Consider the following 21,983-nt stretch of genomic DNA (forward strand, 5'->3'; position numbering starts at 1 on the left):
CTCGGGTTCAGTCCCCGAGCCCGGCCAGGTCCCGCAGCCGCCGCCCCTGCGCCGCGCGCTCGGCCACGCGCTGCTCCTCGTAGGAGCGCTCGACCGCGCCCTGGAGCAGCGCCTTGGTCTCGACGACGGCGTCGCGCGGCGCGGCGAGCAGGGCGCCCGCCAAGTCGCGTACGGCGGCGTCGAGTTCGGCACCGGGCACCACGAGGTTGGCGAGGCCGATGCGCTCGGCCTCGTCCGCGTGCACGTAGCGCCCGGTGACACAGATCTCGAGGGCGCGCGCGTAGCCGACCAGCGACACCAGCGGGTGGGTGCCGGTCAGATCGGGGACGAGGCCGAGGCTGGTCTCGCGCATGGCGAACTGGGCGTCCTCGGCCGCGACCCGCAGGTCGCAGGCGAGCGCCAGCTGGAACCCGGCACCGATCGCGTGCCCCTGGACAGCCGCGATGGTGAGCACATCACTGCGCCGCCACCACGTGAACGCCTCCTGGTACTCGGCGATGACGGCGTCGAGCGCCGCGTCATCACCGCGCGCCATGTCCAGGAACGAGGGCTCGCCCTCGAATCCTTCGGGCGTGAAGGCCTGCCGGTCGAGACCGGCGGAGAACGACTTGCCCTCCCCGCGCAGCACCACCACGCGCACGCTGCCCGGCAGGGCCCGGCCGGCCTCCGTCAACGCCCGCCAGAGTGCGGGACTTTGGGCGTTGCGCTTGGCCGCGTTGGCCAGGGTCACCGTGGCGAGCGTGCCGTCGATGGTGAGCCGCACGCCGTCCTTGTCGAGGACGACGGTGGACGTGCTGTCGTTCGAGGTCATGGGGCGTCTCCGAAGGGATGCAGTCAGGAACCGCTACTCAAGTGACTGCACAGTAACCACCCGGCCGGTCACCGGACCGACCGGGTGGCCACCGTCGAAGACCGAGGGAAGATCAGGAAACTGCCTTCTTGCCCCGCGTCGCCCCGCCGCGTCCCCGCAGCGTGACCCCGGACTCGCTGAGCATCCGGTGGACGAATCCGTAGGAGCGGCCGGTCTCCTCGGCCAGCGCCCGGATGCTCGCACCGGAGTCGTACTTCTTCTTCAGGTCTGCCGCGAGCTTGTCGCGCGCGGCGCCGGTCACCCGGCTGCCCTTCTTCAGAGTCTCGGCCACCCGTGCCTCCTCATGGGAAGTGCGCTCTGGACTTCTCATGATCACCCCTCCTGAGCGTCCTGGCCACCCATTCGGCAAGGTCCGTCCGGCCGGAATTGGCGCCTCGCAGCGGGTCCTCACTAACGGAGGGAATGATTCCGGTGACCTTGGTTCACGCGGTCGAACACGTCCATGAACGAACCGGCAGGTCAACGCGTACAAGGTCACGGTCAACCGCGCGCGGCCAGGCAAGCCCTTGATCCGGTGTACGACACACCGCGGTACTAGGCGATCTCACACAGACGAAGGATCACGCATCAGCAGAATGATCCAGATGAAGTGGATCAGGCTCGTCCGATCGTGTTCCGGACGAGCCCTCCCAAGGGTTCCGCGGCCCTGCGCCGGCGTCTCGACGGCCTTGCGCAAGCGCCTCGACGGCTTACGCGAGCGCCACCAGGTCCGCGTAGTCCGCGCCCCACAGGTCCTCGACGCCGTCGGGCAGCAGGATGATCCGCTCCGGCTGGAGCGCCTCGACCGCGCCCTCGTCGTGCGTGACGAGCACGACCGCGCCCTTGTACGTGCGCAGCGCGCCGAGGATCTCCTCGCGGCTGGCGGGGTCGAGGTTGTTGGTGGGCTCGTCGAGCAGCAGCACGTTGGCCGAGGAGACGACCAGGGTCGCGAGCGCGAGCCGGGTCTTCTCACCGCCGGACAGGACGCCGGCCGGCTTGTCCACGTCGTCGCCCGAGAACAGGAACGAGCCGAGCGTCTTGCGCACGTCGACGAGGTCGAGGTCCGGGGCCGCCGAGCGCATGTTCTCCAGAACGGTGCGGTCCGGGTCCAGGGTCTCGTGCTCCTGCGCGTAGTAGCCGAGCTTGAGCCCGTGGCCGGGCGTGACCGCGCCGGTGTCGGGCTGCTCGACGCCTGCCAGGAGCCTCAACAGGGTGGTCTTTCCCGCACCGTTGAGCCCGAGGATGACGACCCGGCTGCCCTTGTCGATCGCGAGGTCGACGTCGGTGAAGATCTCCAGCGAGCCGTACGACTTCGACAGGCCCTCCGCGGTGAGCGGGGTCTTGCCGCAGGGCGCGGGCTCGGGGAAGCGCAGCTTGGCGACCTTGTCGGACTGGCGCACCTCCTCCAGACCGGAGAGCAGCTTCTCGGCGCGGCGGGCCATGTTCTGCGCGGCGACCGTCTTGGTGGCCTTGGCGCGCATCTTGTCCGCCTGCGCGTTGAGCGCGGCGGCCTTCTTCTCGGCGTTCTGCCGCTCGCGCTTGCGGCGCTTCTCGTCGGCCTCGCGCTGCTGCTGGTACAGCTTCCAGCCCATGTTGTAGACGTCGATGTGCGAGCGGTTGGCGTCCAGGTAGAAGACCTTGTTGACCACCGTCTCGACCAGGTCGACGTCGTGGGAGATCACGATGAAGCCGCCGCGGTACGTCTTGAGGTACTCGCGCAGCCAGACGATCGAGTCGGCGTCGAGGTGGTTCGTGGGCTCGTCGAGCAGCAGCGTGTCGGCGTCCGAGAACAGGATGCGCGCGAGCTCGACGCGGCGGCGCTGACCACCGGAGAGCGTGTGCAGCGGCTGGCCGAGCACGCGGTCGGGCAGGCCGAGCGCGGCCGCGATGGTGGCGGCCTCGGCCTCGGCGGCGTAACCGCCCTTGGTGAGGAACTCGGTCTCCTGGCGCTCGTACTGCCGCAGCGCCTTCTCGCGCGTGGCGCCCTGGCCGTTCGCGATGCGCTCCTCGTTCTGGCGCATCTTCTTGATCAGGACGTCCAGGCCGCGCGCGGACAGGATGCGGTCGCGGGCGAGGATGTCGAGGTCGCCGGTGCGCGGGTCCTGCGGGAGATAGCCGACCTCGCCGGAGCGCGTGATGGTGCCGGCGGCCGGCTGGCCTTCGCCGGCAAGGCACTTGGTGAGGGTGGTCTTGCCGGCGCCATTGCGCCCGACCAGGCCGATGCGGTCGCCCTTGGCGACGCGGAAGGTGGCGTTCTCGATGAGGATGCGGGCGCCGGCGCGCAGCTCGATGCCGGTGGCGGTGATCACGGGACAGACTCCTGGGCAGGGTGAGGGACGGCGAGGACAGGGCTGAGGGACGTGTCGACGCCGCCTAATGCACGAGGAGAATGGCCATACGGCAATTCTAGCGGTGGGGGGCAACTGCTTTTGGGGCGCCGTTTCCGGGCCGCCGGAGGGGCGGGGCCGGGAGGTCTGACCGGCGCCTGACCTGCGTGGGGCCGTGTGCCCCGCCTCCGGGGCCGGTAGCGCTGCTCGACAAGCCGGCGGTGCGGGCGGTCAGCGCGCGGCGGCGCTCTCCGCGTCCTCGGTCGGCAGCGCGTTGCCCATGGGGCGGCGGTCCGGTGCGATGCGTCCGAGGTCGTCCACCGCGACGACCTGCTGCGTCCAGGCGGGCTCGGCCGCACCGTCCGCTCCCCGCGCGCAGGGCTGCGCGAGCACCCACACCCCTTGGTGCCGTACGCCGCGGGCCGGTGCGAAGGCGCAGCCGCGGCGGGCCGGCAGCACCCAGCGCAGATCGCCGTCCACGCTGCGGTACGCGGTGATCCGCTGCGGCGTGACCACGGCGACCATCCGCGCCTGCGGGTCGAGCGCCCGCAGCACCCCCTTGCCACCGGCCGCGCGCAGCCACCGCGCGCCGCCGGGGATGGCACGGTGCCAGCGCACCGCGCTGCCGTCCCGCAGGGTGTCGCTGACCAGGCCGTCGTCCCAGACCGTGACCGCGTGCCCGGGCGCGGGCAGCAGCGCGAGCGGCCGGCGCCCGTCGCGCGTGTGGGTCCATCGCGTGCGACCGGTCGCGGGGTCGTACGCGTGCACCGCGGCCCCTTCGATACGGAGCCGGGGCTCGCCCTTCCCCGAAGCGGTGTGCCGCACGAGCCGGTCGCCGAAGGGCGTGGGCCGTGCGTCGTGGGCGGCGGTGATCAGCGGGACGGCGGCGGCGAGCGCGAGGGCCAGCGGGAGCATCAGGCGCGAGGTGCGCCGCGGGGGGCGCCGGGGCCCGGTCGGCCGGGGCGGTGCGTAGGGCCCGCCGGCCGGGCGGCCGTCGGCGGCCTGTTCCCCTGCCAGGAGGGTCTCGGCCGGGGCCCCCGTCCGCATCGGTGCACCGCTCACGTATGCCCCCTTCGTCGCCGCCTCGGAACGGCGCAGAGCGTAGCGGCGGGGTCGGCGGAAGGCGGGCCGCGGGCCGTGCGACACGACGCCCCGGCCGCCGGGCGTCGCCCGTTCGGTCCTCTGCTGACGCCCCGGGCGAGCGGGCGTAACAGGATGAAGGGGCCGATGACTGACATTCGGCCTGAGGAGGGTGCGCCCGTGCAGTTCGACGACAACGCCAATCTGGACACCTCGGAAGTCAGGGACGTCCGCGGCAGCCGGATGAAGAGCAAGGCGGCCATCGGCGGCGGGTTCGCCGGCATCATCGCGCTGATCATGGGGCTCTTCTTCGGTGTCGGCCCGGACAACCTGGGCCTGACCTCGGGCAACGAGGACCCCTCGGACGCCGCGTCGAGCGCCGCCCAGGTGCAGCAGACCTGCCGTACCGGGCAGGACGCGAACACGAAGGACGACTGCCGGATGGTCGCAGTGGTCAACAGCCTCCAGGACTACTGGCGCCAGGAGTTCCCGCGCCGCAGCGCCCGCTACTCGGACGCGCAGACCGTGTTCTTCACGGGACGCGTCAACACCGCGTGCGGCGCGGCGACTTCGGCGGTCGGGCCCTTCTACTGCCCCGGTGACCGCAAGGTCTACCTGGACCTGGGCTTCTTCAACGAGCTGCGCACCAAGTTCGGCTCCAGCGGCGGTCCGTTCGCGCAGGCCTACGTGGTGGCGCACGAGTACGGACACCACGTGCAGAACCTGGCCGGCACGCTGCAGCGCGCCCAGGACGGCCGGACCGGCGCGAACAGCAACGCCGTACGGGTCGAGCTGCAGGCCGACTGCTACGCGGGGGTCTGGGCCAAGCACGCGACGAGCACCCCGGACGAGGCCACGGGCCGCCCGCTGATCACCTCGCTCACCGACGCCGACATCCGGGACGGTCTGAGCGCGGCCGCGGCGGTCGGCGACGACCGGATCCAGGAGCGGTTCCAGGGCCGCGTGACGCCGGAGAACTGGACGCACGGCTCGGCCGAGCAGCGCCAGCAGTGGTTCTACCAGGGCTTCCGCACCGGCGACATGGCGCAGTGCAACACCTTCCGGTGAGGTCTGCCGCGCCCGGGCCGCACCTGTTGCAGTGGCTGCGCGGGCCTGCTCGCGGCGGCCGTTGTCAGTGCCGGCTGCAAGACTGAGTCGCAGCTCGTATCCACGCGAGATCCGTGAGATCCGTCGAGGAGTGGATCCCCATGGCACAGTCACCCACGATCACCCCCACGTTGCAGTACGCGGACGCGAAGGCCGCGATCCGCCAGCTCACCGAGGCCTTCGGCTTCACCGAGACCGCGCTGTACGAGAGCGAGGGCGGCGTGGTCGAGCACGCCGAACTCGCCTTCGGCAACGGTGTGGTGATGGTGAGCTCCAAAGGCCGGGGCGGGGCCTTCGACCAGGCGATGAAGAATGCGGGACCGTTCGGCCTGTTCATCCACGTCGACGACGTGGACGGACACCACGGGCGGGCCGTGGAGCACGGCGTCGAGATCCTGATGCCGCCCACCGACCAGGACTACGGGGCACGCGACTACATGGCCCGTGACCTGGAGGGCAATGTCTGGAGCTTCGGCAGCTACAGCCCCCAGGCCGCCTCCTGAGACCCCGCCGGCGAGGGCCTCACACCCCGCCGGTGTGCACCTGGAAGGCCGCCCGCCGCACGGCCTTGGCGAGGGCCGGGTCGGGGTGGGCGGCCGCGAGCGCGACCAGGACCTGGACGGTCCGCGGGTGGCCGACCGCGCGCACCTCGTTCAGGAGGTGCGGGATGGTGGGCTGCACCGCGGCCTCCAAGTGCCGTACGAGCAGGGTCGCTTCACCGTGGTCGGCGACCGCGGCGGCCGTGTCCACCCAGAGCCAGGTCGACTCCTCGCGGGTGAGCACGGTGTGCACGTCCTCGGGGTCGTAGCCCTCCTGCTCGGCGAGCCAGATCAGCGCGTACGGGCGCAGCAGCAGCTCGTCCGAGGCGGCCCTGACCTCGGGCTCGGCGGGCGCGCCGACCACCCGCAGGGCCTCGAAGGCGAGGCCGCGGATCAGGGAGTCCTCGCCGCGGGCCGCGTCGAGGAGCTCGGTGACGGCGCTGCCCACGGGGCGGGCGGCGAGCCAGGCGCGGTATTCGGCCCGCGCGGCGTTCGGACGCAGGCGGGCGCAGCCGCGGAGCATGCCCTCGGCGGACTGCTCGATGTTCCCCGCGGGGCTCTGGGCGGCCACGATGATCTGCTCGAGCTTGACCCACACCGCCCAGCTGCCGAGCGGGGTCAGGGTGGCCTGGCCGGTGTCGAGGGTGAGCGCGCCGACGGCGGCGAGTCCGTCGAGGGCCCAGTCGAGCAGCGGGGCCAGGTCGGTCCCGGCGGGGACGGGCTCGGGCTGGGGGCCGTACGGGATCTCGCAGCGCTCGTCGCGCAGTTCGGTGACGCGCTGGTCGAGCAGGTCGAGCAGCTGGGGCAGGGGCATGGGCCCCTGGGAGAGCTGGAGGACGGAGAGCAACTGCGGTACGGCTTCGATGACTTCGGCCACGGCGGCGGGCGCGAGCTCCGCGGGTGCCGGATGCACCAGGGACCAGGCGTCGAAGAGCGCGACCCAGCCGCGCAGGACCGCCGAGTCGTCCCGGTCCCAGGCGCGCAGCCGCCAGCCGGCGCGGGCGCTCTCGCCGTGCACCTCGATCAGACCGGCCAGGCGTGCGGCGTCCCAGTCGGCCTGCACCTGCCGGGGCGTCAGCTCCAGCGCGGCGGCGGCCTGTTCGGCGACGTCCGGGGTGAGGGCGCCGCCGGGTGCGGTGCGCAGCACGTTCGTGTGCCCCCCGCTGCCGGTGTCACCGGCCCAGCGGGCGATCCGCGCGGCGGCGGCGAGCCACTGCCGGGCCATGCCGGCGAGCTCGGCCGGGGCGGGCGTGCCCTCCGGCGGGCGGGGCGCGGGCCGGCGCCTGGCCCGGGGCGGCGCTGCTGCGGAGACGGGCGCGAGGGGGCGCGGGCGGACGAGTCGGAGCCTGGAGTCGCGCGGGTTACGGGACGTCACGGGGAGCAGTCTTCCCGCTCGGCCCGCGAAAACCCAATCGGGGGTGCGGTGTGGGGTCTTCGCCGGGATCGGACCCCATCGGGGGACGGCGGCGCTGAGGACGCGCGGGGGCGGGGGCGCAGGTGCTACGAGGCGTGGTGCGGGTGCCGCGGTGCGAGGCGTGGGTGCCGTCGCCGGCGTCCGTACTGGCTCGGCCGCAGACGCACCAGCCGTGCGGAAACCGCTCCGACGCCCCGCCGACCGCAGCCGCCCCACCGAGACCGCACCCGCGCGGCAGGGGCCCCACCCGCGCTCTACAGCAACGGCGTCAGGAACCGCCGCATCGTCTCCTCGTAGCCGCGCGGGTCCGCGTTCCACATCGCGCCGTGCGGGGCGTCCCGCACGGTGTGGAGCGTGATCAGGTCCGGGCGCTGCGCGGCGAATGCGCGCGTCGCCTCCCAGGGCGCCACGGTGTCGTCGGGGCCGTGGAAGACGAGGACCGGCACGTCGATCGGGCCCGGCCGCGCCGCACCCGCGGTCCGGTCGCCGCTCAGGCCGGTCCGTCCCTGTGCGGCACGGACCGCGAGCGGCAGCAGCGGGCCCGGAGTGCGGCGGGCGGCGGCGAGGGCGCGGACCGTGCTCTCCCAGTCGAGGACGGGCGAGTCGAGGATCAGTCCGCTGATGCGGTCGCGCAGCGCGGAGTGGGTGAGGGCGAGCAGCGCCATCGTGGCGCCGGTGGACCAGCCGTGCACGACGATGTTGCGGGCGCCGTAGCGCACCGCGTAGCGCAGGGCGGCGTCCAGGTCGCGCCACTCGGTCTCGCCGAGGTGGGCGAGACCGTCGGGCGAGCGGGGTGCGCCGAGGTCGCCGCGGTAGGCGAGGTCGAGCACCGGGATGCGCAGTCCGTGCAGGAACTCCATGACGACCATGGGGTGTTCGCGGGTGGCGCCCAGGCCGTGCACGGTGATCACCCACGTGTCGCGTTCGGCGGGCACGAACCAGGCGGGCAGCCCGCCGAGTTCGCCGGGGATGTCGACATCGGCGTGGTCGAGGCCGAGTGCGGTGCGCGGGTTGCCGAGGTGCACCTGGGGGGTGAGCCACACCTTGGTGCCCACGTCGAGGGTGCCGTGGGTGATGCGGTCGAGGCGGCGTACGACGGTGTCGGCCGGGTGCGGGGCGTCCTCGACGACCGGCCCGACCACGGCGTGGCAGCCGCGTCCGGTCAGCCCGTAGACGCCGGGGCGCTGCGAGGCCAGGGCGCGGGTCAGGGCGACCTGGTGGGTGGCCGTCGCATGCACGGTGAGCGCCGTCTCGCTGGGCAGGGGTCTGCCGGGTGAGACCTTGAGGGCGGCATCGCTGGCGTGTCGGCCGGCCGCGACCACGGCCGCGCCGGCACCTATCAGGGCAGTGACGGCAGCAGCCGTCGCGGTGGCGGGGCGCACGGGTCCAGTGTCGGTGCGCGAGCGGGGCTCGGCCAGTGGGCGGGGGCCGGTGGGGTGCGCGCATCGTTCCCCGAGTGCGCGCACCCCACCGGCCCGGCGGACCGGACCGGCGCCTAACGCGCCCGGGCAAGCCCGCCCCGCAGGCGGCCGGGTGCGGGAGCCGGCCGGGTCGAGCGGCGCGCGGCGGCCACGTACAGCAGCGTGCACACCAGCGCGACCACCGTGAGCCGGAACAGCGCGAGAAGGGGGAATCCTTCGGGGAAGTACACGGAGGTGACCATGCCGTCCATGGCGGCGCCCTGCGGCAGCCAGTCGCCGAGGGTGCGCAGCGGGGCGGGCAGCAGCGCGGTGGGGACGGATCCGCCGCTGGACGGTGTGCCGACCAGCACCGTCAGGACGTATCCCGGCAGCATGGCCCACTTGCCGAAGAGGCCGTGCAGGGCGGTGAACATCATCGCGCTGGCGAACATCGCGAGGGACAACACCGCCCAGGGCAGCACCAGCGGCATGTGCAGCACCCCGAGGAGCCGCTCGGCCACGGTGTGGATGCACAGGCCGCCGAGCAGAGAACTGGTCGCGAGGAAACCGATGCGCTGCGTGGCGGTGAGTCCCTCGATGTGCGAGGCGAACTGGCCGGCACCGAGGAAGCCGATGCCGGTGGCCGCGAAGGTCAGGTAGAACAGCGCGGTGCCCTGTGGGTCGGAGGTCTGCATCGGGTGCCGGTCGGCCAGGTGGACGGGCACACCGGTGGCGTCCACCGTGTTCTGCGCGGCGGTGCGCAGCAGGGTCGCGACGGACGGGCTGGAGGCGTCGGAGAGTTCGAGGCGGACCTGGCCCGGTCCGTCGGACTGCAGCACGGCGTAACCGCCGCCGTGTTCGACATGTGCGAGGGCCTGCCGGTATGTGCCGTGGGTCATCGGCTCGACCGCCGAATCCAGTTGCCGGTCGAGCGCCCGCACGACCCGCTGCGTGGTGTCGGCGCGGCCCACGACCATGACCGGGATGGACCGCGGATGGGGGTTCGCCATGAGACCGGCGTAGATGCCCGCCAGGGCTCCGGCGAACACGGTGACCAGGAGGGTCAGGACGAGGGCCGCCTTGAGGTGGACGCGGGAACGGGGTGCCGGTTCCTCACCCGCCGGCTCCCCGGCCGGGTCGGGGCGGACCGCCTTGCCTGTCGGCTCGACCATGCGCTGCTCTGTTTCCGGGCCCGTCTGGTACCGCACGTGGAGTCCTCTCCTGGCTGTCCCTCTCGGTATGACCCGCGTACCGGTGTCGGCCCGGTACGGCTGCCGCCCCCGGCCACTCCTTCCATGAAGCCAGTGACGCCGCTCACAGGGCATGAGGCCTCGGTCGGGGGATCCGGGACTTAGGGCCCGCGCACGAAGGGACCAAGGAAGCGCGTCAAGGCCGACAGGCCTTGCGCGGCGGGGACTGTCGGCCGCGTCACCCCAGAGGAATCACCGGCCGCCTTCCGGAGGTTCGGGGGCTGCGGTCGAGGGCTGTGATCAGGGGCGGCTCAGTCCTCGCGTACGGCGGCGGACCCGGCCTCCCCCGGGGGAAGCGGGCGCACGCAGCGCAGGACCAGGAGGGTGGCGTCGTCCGTCTGCCAAGGTCCGCTCAACGACTGCACGACGTCCTCCGCGTACTGCTGCAGACCGTCATGGCCCGGGCCGATCCCGTGGGCCGCCGCCTCCTGTGCCGCCTCGAGGAGCCGGGCCACGTCGGCGTCGGGGTCTCCGTCGCGTCGTTCGGTCAGGCCGTCCGAATACATCAGCACCACGTCGCCCTCGGACAGGTACGCCTCGGTCGCACGGTACGAGGCATCGGGCAGCACCCCCAGCGGCAGACCGGGACCGCCGGGCGGATCCGGCAGCTGCCCCGCCTTCCCCGCCCGCAGCAGCACCGGCCGCGGGTGGCCCGCGCACACCCAGCGCAGCAGGGACCGCTCCCGGTGGTAACGGGCGATGACCGCGGTCGTGGTGGACTCCTCGCCGTCGTCGTACGCGATGGTGTTGAGCCACGCGGCCAGCTGCTCGACCGGCTCCCCGGTGAAGGCGAGTCCGGCCAGGGCGTAGCGGAGCTTGGCCATCAGCGTCACGGCTTCCAGTCCGTGACCGCGGGCGTCGCCGACGGCGATCAGGATGCGGCCGTTGGGCAGATGGCGTGCCTTGAACCAGTCGCCGCCGATCCCGGCCCCCGCGTCCGGCCGGTACACGGCCGCGGTCTCCAGGCCGTACTGCGCCAGCTCGGCCGGGAAGCGCGGCAGCACCGCGTCGCGCAGGGTCGCGGCCACATCCGCGAGTGCCTGGGCCCGTTCGCGCTGGCGCTGTGCCTCCTGCTGCGCGGCCTGGGCCCGTTCGCGGTTGAGGTGTTCCCGTGTGATGTCCATCATCGACGCGCGTACGCCCCACACCGGCCCGTCCTGCAGCTGTACGGGCTCGGCCCGGAAATGGATGATCCGGTCCCCGGTCGAGGTGAGCGGCAGCCGGCACTCGGCGACGCGCCGCCGGAACGCCACGTCGTACAGGACCCGGTAGAGCCCCGCCTGCCCTTCCGCATCTGTCATCCGTGCGAGCTCCACCAGGTGCGGCACGGGCTCGTCGGGAGGGAGACCGAGCACGTGACGGGCGCCGAGTGACGCGAGCACCGTGTCGTCGCCGAGGTTCCACTCGGCCCAGCAGGCCCGGGCCAGCCGTTGGGCCGCGCGTGCCAGTTCGGTGCGGTGGCCGCGCTCCCAACTGAGCAGCAAGTACGTGCCGCAGCGGTCCGCGCGCACGGCGTTGCTCAGCCGCACTACGGTGCCGTCACCGCCGCGCAGAAACCACTCGACGGGCGCGGGTCCCTGTGGTCGTCCGGTGCGGTGGGCCTCGATGAGGAGGTCGGGCACCGCCGTGCGGACCATGTTGGGGAAGCGGTCGAACAGCGGCACCGGGCGGCCCGGCCAGGGTGGCAGGGTCGTGTCCGGGACCACTTCGTCGGCGTAGCGCCAGGCCTCGGCGTTCTGCCCGACGTACAGGAAGTCCTCGATCTCCCCCTGCTCGTCGAGGACGGGAGCGACCAGCAGCGCCGCTACCGGCAGGGCGTCGAAGAGCTCGCGCACGGATGGTCCCGGCAGGGGCGGGTGGTCCGTGTGCCGCCGCGGAGGCCCAGGTTCCGGCGTCCCGGCCGCCGCACGGGCGGTGAACTCCCCGATCCGGCGCTGCTGCTCCGCCACCAGATCCTCGATGGCATGCAGGGCCAGTTGCTGCCGCTTGTCCGTGCCGGGTGCGTCGGCCGCCCGGGCGCCGGGCTGTGACTGGTCCGCCATAGGGCCGCCGACCTCCGTGTCCATGCCGGTTCAGGGCTCCTTCATGATCACTGAAAGTGCTCCGGGCCGCCTTGTGGAGCTCGGCCTCACCCCTGCGGCCGCTGCCCGTACCCCCGCAGCTTCTCCGCCACCTCCTGCAATTCGCCCTCGGAAAGCAGCCGCGGCATACGGCCCGGCAGGGAGCTCGCCGTCAGCCACAAGCGGCACATCCATTCGAGCTGGGCGGTGCGGTCGTAGGCCTGGGCGAGGGTGGCTCCGTATGTGACCGTGCCGTGGTTCTGAAGTAGACAACCGGTGCGATCGCGAAGGGCGCCCAGCATGTTCTCGGCCAATTCCTCGGAGCCGTAGAGCGCGTACGGGGCCACGCGGACCACCCCGCCGAGGGCCGCCGTCATGTAGTGCACCGGCGGGAGCTCGTCCACCAGCGTGGAGACGGCGGTGGCGTGGACGGCGTGGGTGTGCACGACGGCGCGTGCGTCGGTCGCGCGGTACAGCGCCAAGTGGAGCGGGAGTTCGCTGGTGGGGGTGAGGTCGCCGAGCACCTGCCGGCCGTCGGGCCGGACGGCGATCGCGTCCTGCGGGCGGAGCTGTCCGTAGGGGACGCCGCTCGGCGTGACGAGGACGAGGTCGGCCACGCGCACCGAGACATTGCCCGAGGTCCCGACCACCAGCCCCTCGTCGGCCGTCCTGCGGGCGGTCGCGACCAGCTCCGCCCAGGCCTGCGCGATGTCCTCGTCCTGCCATTGCCGCTGTGTCATACGCAGATCCTCGTACGGAGATCCCCGTACAGGCCACCGCCCGAGTCTCCGGACTGGCCGAAGATCGACGGGCAAAGAGGGCGCCCCCGCTACCCTCTGGGGGATTTGTCATGCACGTCGCCATCCGGGGGGAAATATGGCTCGTGGCATTTCGTCACGCCGCAGCAGTCGCAGCCGCCGCATCCGCATGCTGGCCGCATCCGCCGCGACGCTCGCGCTGGGGGGAACGGCACTCCTGGAGGCGCCGGCCTCGGCGGCCTCGAAGCCGAGGGGGCACGACGTCTCCTCGCACCAGAAGAGCGTGGACTGGAAGAAGGCCAAGGCCAAAGGCGCGAAGTTCGTCTACGTGAAGGCGACCGAGTCGCACACGTACAAGAACCCGTACTACAACCAGCAGTACAACGGCTCGCGGAACGCCGGGATCATCCGCGGCGCCTACCACTTCGCCCTGCCGAACAAGTCATCCGGAACCACCCAGGCCCGCTACTTCGCGCGCAACGGCGGCGGCTGGCGGGGCGACGGGTGGACGCTGCCGCCCGCGCTGGACATCGAGTACAACCCGTACGGCAAGAAGAAGTGCTACGGCCTGAGCAAGACCAAGATGGTCGCCTGGATCCGCGCCTACAGCGACGAGACGCTCCGGCAGACCGGCCGCAGGCCCGTCATCTACACCAATACGAACTGGTGGAAGAAGTGCACGGGCGACTACGCGGGCTTCGGCGGCAATCACGCGCTGTGGCTCGCCCGCTACAGCTCCTCACCGGGACCGCTGCCCGCGGGCTGGTCGTACCCGACCTTCTGGCAGTACGACAACGGGGGGCGGCTGCCGGGTGATCAGAATCTCTTCAACGGCTCGACGGGGCAGCTGAAGCGGTTCGCGCGTGGCCGTTGAGCCCGACTCTGCGGGGGTTGGCGCCTTTCGCCCGGCTCGCGAGGTGGCGCCACCTCCACATCGGGACACCCTGACGCCCGACCCAGTTCACCTTCCGTTCACTCAGGTTGCCTACGTTCGTCCAGCCACTGACATCGAACGATTGCCTGGGTAAATGGAACACTTCACGCTGCTTCTTGCGCTTGTCGTCGCAGTAGCTCTCGTGTTCGATTTCACGAACGGTTTCCACGACACCGCCAACGCGATGGCGACGACCATCTCGACCGGCGCCATGAAGCCCAAGGCGGCGGTCGCCATGTCCGCCGTCCTGAATCTCGTCGGAGCCTTCCTCTCGGTCGAGGTCGCCAAGACGATCTCCAGCGGCCTGGTGAGAGAGGACGGGATCCAACCCGAGGTGATCCTCGCCGCGCTCGTCGGCGCCATCCTGTGGAACCTGCTGACCTGGCTGGTCGGCCTCCCCTCCAGCTCCTCGCACGCCCTCATGGGCGGTCTGATCGGCGCCACCGTCGCCTCGATCGGCTTCAGCGGGGTCAACGGCGACGTCGTCGTCACCAAGGTGCTGATCCCCGCGATCGCCGCGCCCCTCGTGGCCGGTGTGGCCGCGATGCTGGCCACGCGCCTGACGTACAAGCTCGGCAAGAACGTCGGTGAGCAGTCCTCGGCGAAGGGCTACCGCGCCGGGCAGATCGCCTCGGCCGGCCTGGTCTCCCTCGCCCACGGCACCAACGACGCCCAGAAGACGATGGGCATCATCACCCTGGCCCTGGTCGCCGGCGGCGCGCTCGCGCCCGGCTCCAACCCGCCGGTCTGGGTGATCGTCTCCGCCGGTCTGGCCATCGCGCTCGGCACCTACCTGGGCGGCTGGCGCATCATCCGCACCATGGGCAAGGGCCTGACCGACCTGCAGCCGCAGCAGGGCTTCGCCGCCCAGACCTCGGCCGCCGCGGTCATCCTCGCCTCCTCCAACCTGGGCTTCTCGCTCTCCACCACGCACTCCTGCTCGGGTGCCGTGATGGGTGCGGGCCTCGGCCGCAAGGGCGGCGTCGTGCGCTGGTCGACCGCGACCCGCATGTTCGTCGCGTGGGGCCTGACGCTGCCGGCCGCCGGTCTGGTCGCCGCAGGCGCCGAGTTCGTGGCCCGGCAGGGCGACTGGGGTGTCGCGGTCGTCGCGGCCTTCCTCGTGGTCTCCTGCGCCGCGATCTGGCTGTACTCGCGCCGCCAGGTCGTCGACCACACCAACGTCAACGAGGTCGAGCCGGTCTCCTCCGACGAGCCCGGCGTCGTGACCACCGCGATCGCCGCCGTGACCCCGCCGCCGACCCTGGCCTCGGAAGTCGCCGACGGCACCGCCGCCTCCGGCGTCAAGACCACCATCTCGGCCCCGCCCGCTGCCGACTCCACGCAGCCGGCCGGTGCGCCCGCCTGACCGCGGCCGCCCGACAGTTAAGGAATCAGCAGCATGAACATCGACTGGGCAGCTCTGGGCTCCGTCTTCGGCGTCAGCCTTCTGGCCACGGTGCTTCTCGTGGGCCTGTTCACCCTCGGCATCATGGGCCTCTCCAAGCAGGAGGCGGCCGCCGCACGGGGCGGCTCGGCCGCCCTGGCCCGCACGGGCGCGTACGCCTGCTTCGCGCTGTGCGCGGCGGCGGTGGCGTACGGGATCTTCCTGATCGTCACCTGAGTCGCGACGCGTCGCTTCGCACTGCCCTGGGGCCGCTCCTTCCGGATCGGCCCCAGGGCAGTTCTGCTCCGCCCCCGACCCCGCGCACTTCACCGCTGTGTCCCTGCGCACACTCTTCCGCCGCAGGTCAACGCCGAGTTGACGGGTGTTCGCGGTGCGTGGTGGACTTCCGGAGCCAATACGGCAGCAGGAGAGGAAGCCGGTGCGAATCCGGCGCGGTCCCGCCACTGTGACCGGGAGTTGATCCCGGGAGCCAGGAACTCTCGTTGCCGTTTCCGTCGAACCAGGGCGCGGACACCCTGAGTGAGGACATGACGCGATGCGCGGCTGCTCTGCTCTGCCACTGACCATTCCGGGAAGCACGGCGCGTACTTCCTGTACGAAGGTTCTTCGAGGCGTATCGGCGGGCTGACCCGTGGGTGCCGATCGCACGTTCGCGTACGGCGCCGCAGCCGGCCTTCTCGGTGATCTGCTCCTCGGCGATCCGCGCCGTGGGCATCCGGTCGCCGTGTTCGGACGTGCCGCGAGCGCTGTCGAGCGGGTCCTGTGGCGTGACCACAAGGCCGCCGGTGCCGCGCACACCGCCGTGTGCGCCGGTGGCGCCGTGGCCCTGGGCGCGCTGGCCTCCGCCGCCGTACGCCGCTCCCCCGCCGCCTCCGTCGCGCTGACCGCCGCCGCCACCTGGACGGTGGTGGGCGGCACTTCGCTCGCACGGGAAGCCCGCGCCATCGCCGCCGCCCTGGACGCGGGCGATGTCGAGGCGGCACGCGAGCGCCTTCCGCACCTGTGCGGCCGTGACCCGCAGGCGCTCGACGAGGCGGGCATCGCGCGGGCCGTGGTCGAGTCGGTGGCCGAGAACACCTCGGACGCGGTGGTCGGCGCCCTCGTGTGGGGTGCGGTGGCGGGGGTGCCCGGGTTGCTCGGGTTCCGCGCCGTGAACACCCTCGACGCGATGGTCGGCCACAAGTCCCCCAAGTACCGCCGCTACGGCTGGGCTTCGGCCCGCCTCGACGACGTGGCCGGCTGGCCCGGCGCCCGGCTCACGGCCGCGCTCGCCGCCCTCGCGGGGAACGATCCGCGGGGCGCGGTGCGGGCGTGGCGGGCGGACGCCGGGGCGCACCCGAGCCCCAACGCAGGGCCGGTGGAGGCCTCTTTCGCGGGCGCGCTCGGCGTACGGCTGGGGGGTGTTCTCTCGTACGGGGGTCGAGTGGAGCACCGCCCGGTCCTCAACCACGCCGGGCGCGCCGTCCAGGTGGCGGACATCGAGCGGGCCGTGCGGCTCGCGCGCCGGGTGAACTGGCTGGCGCTGGCGGTGTGTGCGGCGGGGAGTGGGGCTGTGGGCCGCGGTCGGCTCGGTGCACTCTCGGCGCGCGGTCCGCGGAGTCCACGTAGTCCACGTAGGACACGTAGTCCACGTAAGAAAAGAGGCACGTCATGAGCGGTGGGCTGCTGGTCGCCGGGACCACGTCCGACGCCGGCAAGAGTGTGGTCACGGCCGGGATCTGCCGCTGGCTGGCGCGGCAGGGGGTGTCGGTCGCGCCGTTCAAGGCGCAGAACATGTCCCTCAACTCCTTTGTCACGCGCGAAGGTGCGGAGATCGGGCGGGCGCAGGCGATGCAGGCCCAGGCCGCACGCGTGGAGCCGACCGCGCTGATGAACCCGGTGCTGCTCAAGCCCGGCAGCGACCGCTCCAGCCAGGTGGTCCTGATGGGCAAGCCGGTGGGCGAGATGAGTGCGCGCGGCTACCACGGGGGGCGGCAGGAGTCGCTGCTCGGGACGGTCGTGGACTGCCTCGAACAGCTGCGGAGTTCGTACGACGCGGTGATCTGCGAGGGCGCGGGCAGCCCGGCCGAGATCAATCTGCGGCGCACCGACATCGTGAACATGGGGATCGCGCGGGCCGCCCGCTTCCCGGTGGTCGTGGTCGGCGACATCGACCGTGGCGGGGTGTTCGCCTCCTTCTTCGGTACGACGGCGCTGCTCGCGAAGGAGGACCAGGAGCTGGTCGCCGGGTATCTGGTGAACAAGTTCCGCGGGGACGTCTCGCTGCTCGAGCCGGGCCTCGACATGCTCAAGAGCCTGACCGGACGCGAGACTTACGGCGTCCTGCCGTACGCGCACGGGCTCGGCATCGACGAGGAGGACGGCCTGCGGGTGTCGCTGCGCGGCGCCGTGCGCGAGTCGGAAGTGGCGCCGCCGGTCGGCGAGGAACTGCTGCGGGTCGCGGTCTGCGCCGTCCCGCTGATGTCCAACTTCACCGATGTGGACGCCCTCGCGGCCGAGCCCGGTGTGGTGGTCAGATTCGTGGACCGGCCGGAGGAATTGGTCGACGCCGATCTCGTCGTGATCCCGGGAACTCGCGGCACCGTCGCGGCGTTGGAGTGGTTGAGACGGCGGGGATTCGAGTCGGCGCTGAGGCGCAGGGCAGCCGAGGGACGCCCGATTCTGGGGATCTGTGGCGGGTTCCAGATCCTGGGCGAGCACATCGAGGACGAGATCGAGTCCCGCGCGGGAGCGGTGGACGGACTGGGCCTGTTGCCCGTCCGGGTCCGCTTCCGGCGCGAGAAGACGCTGACGCGTCCGGTGGGCAGGGCACTGGGCGAAAACGTCGAGGGTTACGAGATTCATCACGGGGTCGCCGAAGTGCTCGGCGGAGCGCCGTTCTTGGACGGCTGCCGGGTCGGTGCCGTGTGGGGGACGCATTGGCACGGGTCGCTGGAGAGCGACGCGTTCCGGCGTGCGTTTCTGCGCGCGGTCGCGGCGGACGCGGGCCGGCGTTTCGTGCCGGCCGCCGACACGAGCTTCGGTGCGCTGCGCGAGGAGCAGCTGGACCGGCTCGGCGACCTCATCGAGGAGCACGCGGACACCTCCGCGCTGCTCAGGCTGATCGAGACCGGTGCACCCACCGGTCTCCCCTTCATCGCTCCGGGGGCTCCTTCATGACGGTTCTTCTTCTGTCCACCGCCGATACGGATCTGCTGGCGGCCCGCGCGTCCGGCGCGCCGTACCGCATAGGCAATCCGACGCGGGTGGACGTGGCCGAGGAGCTGCCCGGGCTGCTCGACGGCGCGGACCTCGCGGTCGTACGGCTGCTCGGCGGCAAGCGCGCCTGGGAGGACGGGCTCGCCGCGCTCAAGGCGACGGGGATACCGACGGTGCTCCTCGGCGGGGAGTCGGTGCCGGACGCCGAGTTGATGGCCGAGTCCTCGGTGCCCGCGGGGGTGGTCGCGGAGTCGCTGCGGTATCTGGTCGAAGGCGGGCCGGGGAATCTGGCGGAACTGGCGCGCTTCCTCTCGGACACCGTGCTCCTGACCGGCGAGGGCTTCGCCGAGCCCCAGAAGATGCCCGAGTTCGGGGTGCGCGGTGAGCGCGCCTTCGTCGAGGGGCGGCCCACGGTCGGGGTGCTGTTCTACCGGGCGCACGAACTGTCGGGGAACACCGCGTTCGTGGACACGCTGTGCGAGGCGATCGAGGAGGCGGGGGCCAACGCCCTGCCGGTGTACTGCGGTTCGCTGCGCGGCGCCGACCCGGCGCTGTACGAGCTGATCGGCCGGGCCGACGCGCTGGTCGCGACCGTGCTCGCCGCGGGCGGCACGCATGCCTCGGAGGCGTCGGCGGGCGGTGACGAGGAGGCCTGGGACATCGGCGCGCTCGCCGAGCTGAACATCCCTGTCCTGCAAGGACTCTGCCTCACCTCCTCGCGTGCGGCCTGGGAGGAGTCCGACGCGGCGCTCTCCCCCATGGACGCGGCGATGCAGGTGGCGATCCCCGAGTTCGACGGGCGGCTCATCACCGTGCCGTTCTCGTTCAAGGAGCAGGGCCCGGACGACGTTCCCGTGTACGTGGCGGACGCCGGGCGGGCCGCGCGCGTGGCCGGGATCGCGGTGCGGCATGCGCGGCTGCGGCACAAGGACAACGCGGAGAAGAAGCTCGGCCTGGTCTTCACCGCGTATCCGACGAAGCACTCACGGGTCGGCAATGCGGTCGGCCTGGACACGCCCGCCTCGGCGGTGCGGCTGCTCGACGCGCTGCGCGACGCGGGGTACGGGGTCGAGGGGCATCCGGCCGAGGGCGACGAGCTGATCCACCGGCTGATCGAGGCCGGCGGACATGACGTGGAGTGGCTGACCGAGGAGCAGTTGGCGGCCGCTCCGGCGCGGGTGCCGCTGGCGGACTACCAGGCGTGGTTCGACCGCCTCGACCCCGAGCTGCGCGACGCCATGGTCGAGGCGTGGGGCGAGCCGCCGGGCTCGCTGTACGTGGACGGCGAGGACATCGTGCTCGCGTCCCTCCAGTTCGGGAACGTCGTGGTGATGATCCAGCCGCCGCGCGGCTTCGGCGAAAACCCGATCGCGATCTACCACGACCCGGACATGCCGCCCTCGCACCACTACATGGCGGCGTACCGATGGCTGGAGAACAGCTTCGGTGCCGACGCGATCGTGCACATGGGCAAGCACGGCACGATGGAGTGGCTGCCGGGCAAGGGCCTTGGTCTGAGCGGGAGTTGCGCGCCGGACGCGGTGCTCGGCGACCTGCCGCTGATCTACCCGTTCATCGTCAACGACCCGGGTGAGGGCACCCAGGCCAAGCGGCGCGGACACGCCACGGTGGTGGACCATCTGGTGCCGCCGATGGCCCGCGCCGACACGTACGGCGATCTCGCCAAGCTGGAGCAGCTGCTCGACGAGTACGCCCTGGTGAGCGATCTCGACCCGGCGAAGGCGCCGGCGGTGCGGGCCCAGATCTGGACGCTCGTGAAGGCCGCCGAGCTCCACCACGACCTGCATGTGGACGATCAGCCGGACGACGACGATTTCGACGAGTTCGTCATGCACATCGACGGCTATCTGTGCGAGATCAAGGACGTGCAGATCCGCGACGGGCTGCACATCCTCGGCGGCGGCCCGGTGGGCGAGCCGCGGGTCAACCTGGTGCTCGCGGTGCTGCGGGCCTCGCAGGTGTGGGGCGGCACCGCGCATGCGCTGCCGGGTCTGCGGGCCTGTCTGGCCGAGCACTTCGGGCTGGTCGAGAAGGAGTTGCTGGCCGAGCCCGGGGCCGCGGTGAAGGTGGCGGACGGGCTGACCGCGCTGGTCGACGGCCCGGCGCGGACCGGTTCGGACGCGCTCGACCTCCTGGAGCAGCTGTGCCGGCGGCTCGCGGAGGGCATGGAGGAGCGCGCCTGGGCGGCCGACGCGGTGGCGCCTCTCGTGCGGGAGGTCGTGGGCGTCGAACTGCCGGACGCCGTCGCGGTGTTGAGGTTCGCCTGCGAGGAGGTCGTGCCGCGGCTCGCCCGGACCACGGACGAGATCGGGCACATCCTGCGCGCGCTCGACGGCGGCTTCGTGCCCGCAGGCCCTTCGGGGTCGCCGACGCGCGGCCTGGTGAACGTGCTGCCGACCGGCCGCAACTTCTACTCGGTGGACCCCAAGGCCATTCCGTCCCGGCTGAGTTGGGACGTGGGCCAGGCGCTCGCCGACTCACTGGTGGCCCGCTATCTCGCGGACACGGGTGCGTACCCGAAGTCGGTCGGGCTCACGGTGTGGGGCACCTCGGCGATGCGGACGCAGGGCGACGACATCGCCGAGATCCTCGCGCTGCTCGGCTGCCGCCCGGTGTGGGACGACGCCTCGCGGCGCGTCACCGGCTTCGAGGTCGTGCCCCTGGAGGAGCTCGGCCGTCCGCGGATCGATGTGACGGTGCGGATCTCCGGCTTCTTCCGGGACGCCTTCCCGCACGTGGTGGGTCTGATCGACGACGCGGTACGGGCGGTGGCGGAGCTCGACGAGCCCGCGGACCGCAACTACGTACGGGCGCACGCCGACGAGGACACCGCCGAGCACGGCGACCGGCGGCGGGCCACCGCGCGCATCTTCGGGTCCAAGCCCGGGGCGTACGGGGCGGGGCTGCTGCCGCTGATCGACGCGCGCAACTGGCGCTCGGACGCGGACCTCGCCGAGGTGTACGCGGTGTGGGGCGGCTATGCGTACGGGCGCGGGCTCGACGGGCGGGCCGCGCGCGGCGACATGGAGACGGCCTTCCGGCGGATCGCGGTCGCGGCGAAGAACGTGGACACGCGCGAGCACGACCTCGTCGACGCCGACGACTACTTCCAGTACCACGGCGGGATGGTGGCCATGGTGCGCCACCTCACGGGTGCGTCCCCCGAGGCGTACGTGGGTGACTCGGCCGTGCCGGATCAGGTGAAGACGCGCACGCTCGGCGAGGAGACACATCGCGTGTTCCGCGCCAGGGTGGTCAACCCGCGCTGGATGGCGGCGATGCGCAGGCACGGCTACAAGGGGGCGTTCGAGATGGCCGCCACCGTGGACTACCTCTTCGGGTACGACGCCACGGCCGGGGTCGTGGACGACTGGATGTACGAGAAGTTGGCCACGGAGTACGTGTTCGCGCCGGAGAACCAGGAGTTCATGCGCAAGTCCAACCCGTGGGCCCTGCGCGGCATCACCGAGCGGCTGCTCGAAGCGGCCGAGCGGGGGCTGTGGGCGGAGCCGGACGCCGCCACGCTGGAGCAGCTGCGGGCCACGTACCTGGAGCTCGAAGGGGATCTGGAGGGGGACGCATGAGGCGCGTCACGACCACCGGCCCCGACGGCGCACCCACCGGACCCCACCCGTTCTGC

General features: G+C 72.3%; 17 protein-coding genes and 1 riboswitch. Of the genes, 8 read left to right on the top strand and 9 right to left on the bottom strand.

What is annotated here, in order from left to right; genetic code table 11:
• Positions 1–7: 7 nt before the first annotated feature.
• From BLT97_RS26720 to BLT97_RS26735, 4 genes are all read right to left on the bottom strand, one after another.
• Positions 8–811: an enoyl-CoA hydratase/isomerase family protein gene (locus BLT97_RS26720; RefSeq protein WP_093614557.1), complete on the bottom strand. Its 804-nt coding sequence runs from the start codon at positions 809–811 to the stop codon at positions 8–10.
• A 112-nt stretch (positions 812–923) separates the two neighbouring features.
• Positions 924–1,142 (bottom strand): helix-turn-helix domain-containing protein, encoded by a 219-nt coding sequence (locus BLT97_RS26725; RefSeq protein ID WP_176953902.1) that lies wholly within the window; start codon positions 1,140–1,142, stop codon positions 924–926.
• 418 nt (positions 1,143–1,560) lie between these two features.
• A complete protein-coding gene (locus BLT97_RS26730) occupies positions 1,561–3,159 on the bottom strand; it encodes an ABC-F family ATP-binding cassette domain-containing protein (RefSeq protein WP_093614561.1) in 1,599 nt (532 codons plus the stop codon).
• 249 nt (positions 3,160–3,408) lie between these two features.
• The gene (locus BLT97_RS26735; protein ID WP_245769560.1) at positions 3,409–4,239 is read right to left on the bottom strand and encodes a PQQ-binding-like beta-propeller repeat protein; all 831 of its coding nucleotides are present in this window, start codon (positions 4,237–4,239) and stop codon (positions 3,409–3,411) included.
• A gap of 198 nt (positions 4,240–4,437) precedes the next feature.
• Here BLT97_RS26735 and ypfJ point away from each other — a divergent pair, with 198 nt between their 5' ends.
• Both ypfJ and BLT97_RS26745 read left to right on the top strand, forming a co-directional pair.
• Positions 4,438–5,325 (top strand): KPN_02809 family neutral zinc metallopeptidase, encoded by an 888-nt coding sequence (gene ypfJ / locus BLT97_RS26740; RefSeq protein WP_093614563.1) that lies wholly within the window; start codon positions 4,438–4,440, stop codon positions 5,323–5,325.
• Positions 5,326–5,465: 140 nt separating this feature from the next.
• Complete coding sequence (locus BLT97_RS26745; protein WP_093614565.1) at positions 5,466–5,867, top strand: VOC family protein; 402 nt, start codon at positions 5,466–5,468, stop codon at positions 5,865–5,867.
• A 19-nt stretch (positions 5,868–5,886) separates the two neighbouring features.
• Here BLT97_RS26745 and BLT97_RS26750 read toward each other — a convergent pair whose 3' ends face one another.
• The 5 genes from BLT97_RS26750 to BLT97_RS26770 all read right to left on the bottom strand — a co-directional run bounded on the left by BLT97_RS26750 (position 5,887) and on the right by BLT97_RS26770 (position 12,767).
• Positions 5,887–7,278, bottom strand: coding sequence for a hypothetical protein (locus tag BLT97_RS26750; protein WP_093614567.1), 1,392 nt, complete (start codon positions 7,276–7,278; stop codon positions 5,887–5,889).
• A gap of 293 nt (positions 7,279–7,571) precedes the next feature.
• Positions 7,572–8,699 carry an alpha/beta hydrolase gene (locus tag BLT97_RS26755; RefSeq protein ID WP_093614568.1) on the bottom strand — a complete coding sequence of 376 codons (1,128 nt, stop codon included), beginning with the start codon at positions 8,697–8,699 and terminating at the stop codon, positions 7,572–7,574.
• Between the two features lie 113 nt (positions 8,700–8,812).
• Positions 8,813–9,889 carry an ABC-2 transporter permease gene (locus BLT97_RS26760; RefSeq protein ID WP_093614570.1) on the bottom strand — a complete coding sequence of 359 codons (1,077 nt, stop codon included), beginning with the start codon at positions 9,887–9,889 and terminating at the stop codon, positions 8,813–8,815.
• Positions 9,890–10,218: 329 nt separating this feature from the next.
• On the bottom strand, positions 10,219–12,033 hold the full coding sequence (locus BLT97_RS26765) for a PP2C family protein-serine/threonine phosphatase (RefSeq protein ID WP_245769561.1): 1,815 nt from the start codon (positions 12,031–12,033) through the stop codon (positions 10,219–10,221).
• A 62-nt stretch (positions 12,034–12,095) separates the two neighbouring features.
• Positions 12,096–12,767, bottom strand: a complete 672-nt coding sequence (locus BLT97_RS26770; protein WP_093614572.1) for a class II aldolase/adducin family protein — start codon at positions 12,765–12,767, stop codon at positions 12,096–12,098.
• A gap of 187 nt (positions 12,768–12,954) precedes the next feature.
• Here BLT97_RS26770 and BLT97_RS26775 point away from each other — a divergent pair, with 187 nt between their 5' ends.
• The 6 genes from BLT97_RS26775 (at position 12,955) to cobN (ending at position 21,927) form a co-directional block, all read left to right on the top strand.
• On the top strand, positions 12,955–13,659 hold the full coding sequence (locus BLT97_RS26775) for a lysozyme (RefSeq protein ID WP_245769562.1): 705 nt from the start codon (positions 12,955–12,957) through the stop codon (positions 13,657–13,659).
• A 154-nt stretch (positions 13,660–13,813) separates the two neighbouring features.
• Positions 13,814–15,085, top strand: a complete 1,272-nt coding sequence (locus BLT97_RS26780; RefSeq protein ID WP_093614576.1) for an inorganic phosphate transporter — start codon at positions 13,814–13,816, stop codon at positions 15,083–15,085.
• A gap of 33 nt (positions 15,086–15,118) precedes the next feature.
• The gene (locus BLT97_RS26785; protein ID WP_093614578.1) at positions 15,119–15,340 is read left to right on the top strand and encodes a hypothetical protein; all 222 of its coding nucleotides are present in this window, start codon (positions 15,119–15,121) and stop codon (positions 15,338–15,340) included.
• Positions 15,341–15,507: 167 nt separating this feature from the next.
• Positions 15,508–15,649, top strand: a riboswitch (adenosylcobalamin (AdoCbl) riboswitch).
• 106 nt (positions 15,650–15,755) lie between these two features.
• On the top strand, positions 15,756–16,778 hold the full coding sequence (locus BLT97_RS26790) for a cobalamin biosynthesis protein (protein ID WP_093614580.1): 1,023 nt from the start codon (positions 15,756–15,758) through the stop codon (positions 16,776–16,778).
• Positions 16,775–18,283 carry a cobyric acid synthase gene (locus BLT97_RS26795; RefSeq protein ID WP_093614582.1) on the top strand — a complete coding sequence of 503 codons (1,509 nt, stop codon included), beginning with the start codon at positions 16,775–16,777 and terminating at the stop codon, positions 18,281–18,283. The genes BLT97_RS26790 and BLT97_RS26795 overlap by 4 nt, the downstream gene beginning before the upstream one ends.
• Positions 18,280–21,927 carry a cobaltochelatase subunit CobN gene (gene cobN / locus BLT97_RS26800; protein WP_093614584.1) on the top strand — a complete coding sequence of 1,216 codons (3,648 nt, stop codon included), beginning with the start codon at positions 18,280–18,282 and terminating at the stop codon, positions 21,925–21,927. Before BLT97_RS26795 ends, cobN begins: the two co-directional genes overlap by 4 nt.
• The last annotated feature ends 56 nt before the right edge of the window (positions 21,928–21,983 follow it).

It is taken from the genome of Streptomyces indicus, from assembly GCF_900100315.1.
Classification (GTDB): domain Bacteria; phylum Actinomycetota; class Actinomycetes; order Streptomycetales; family Streptomycetaceae; genus Streptomyces; species Streptomyces indicus.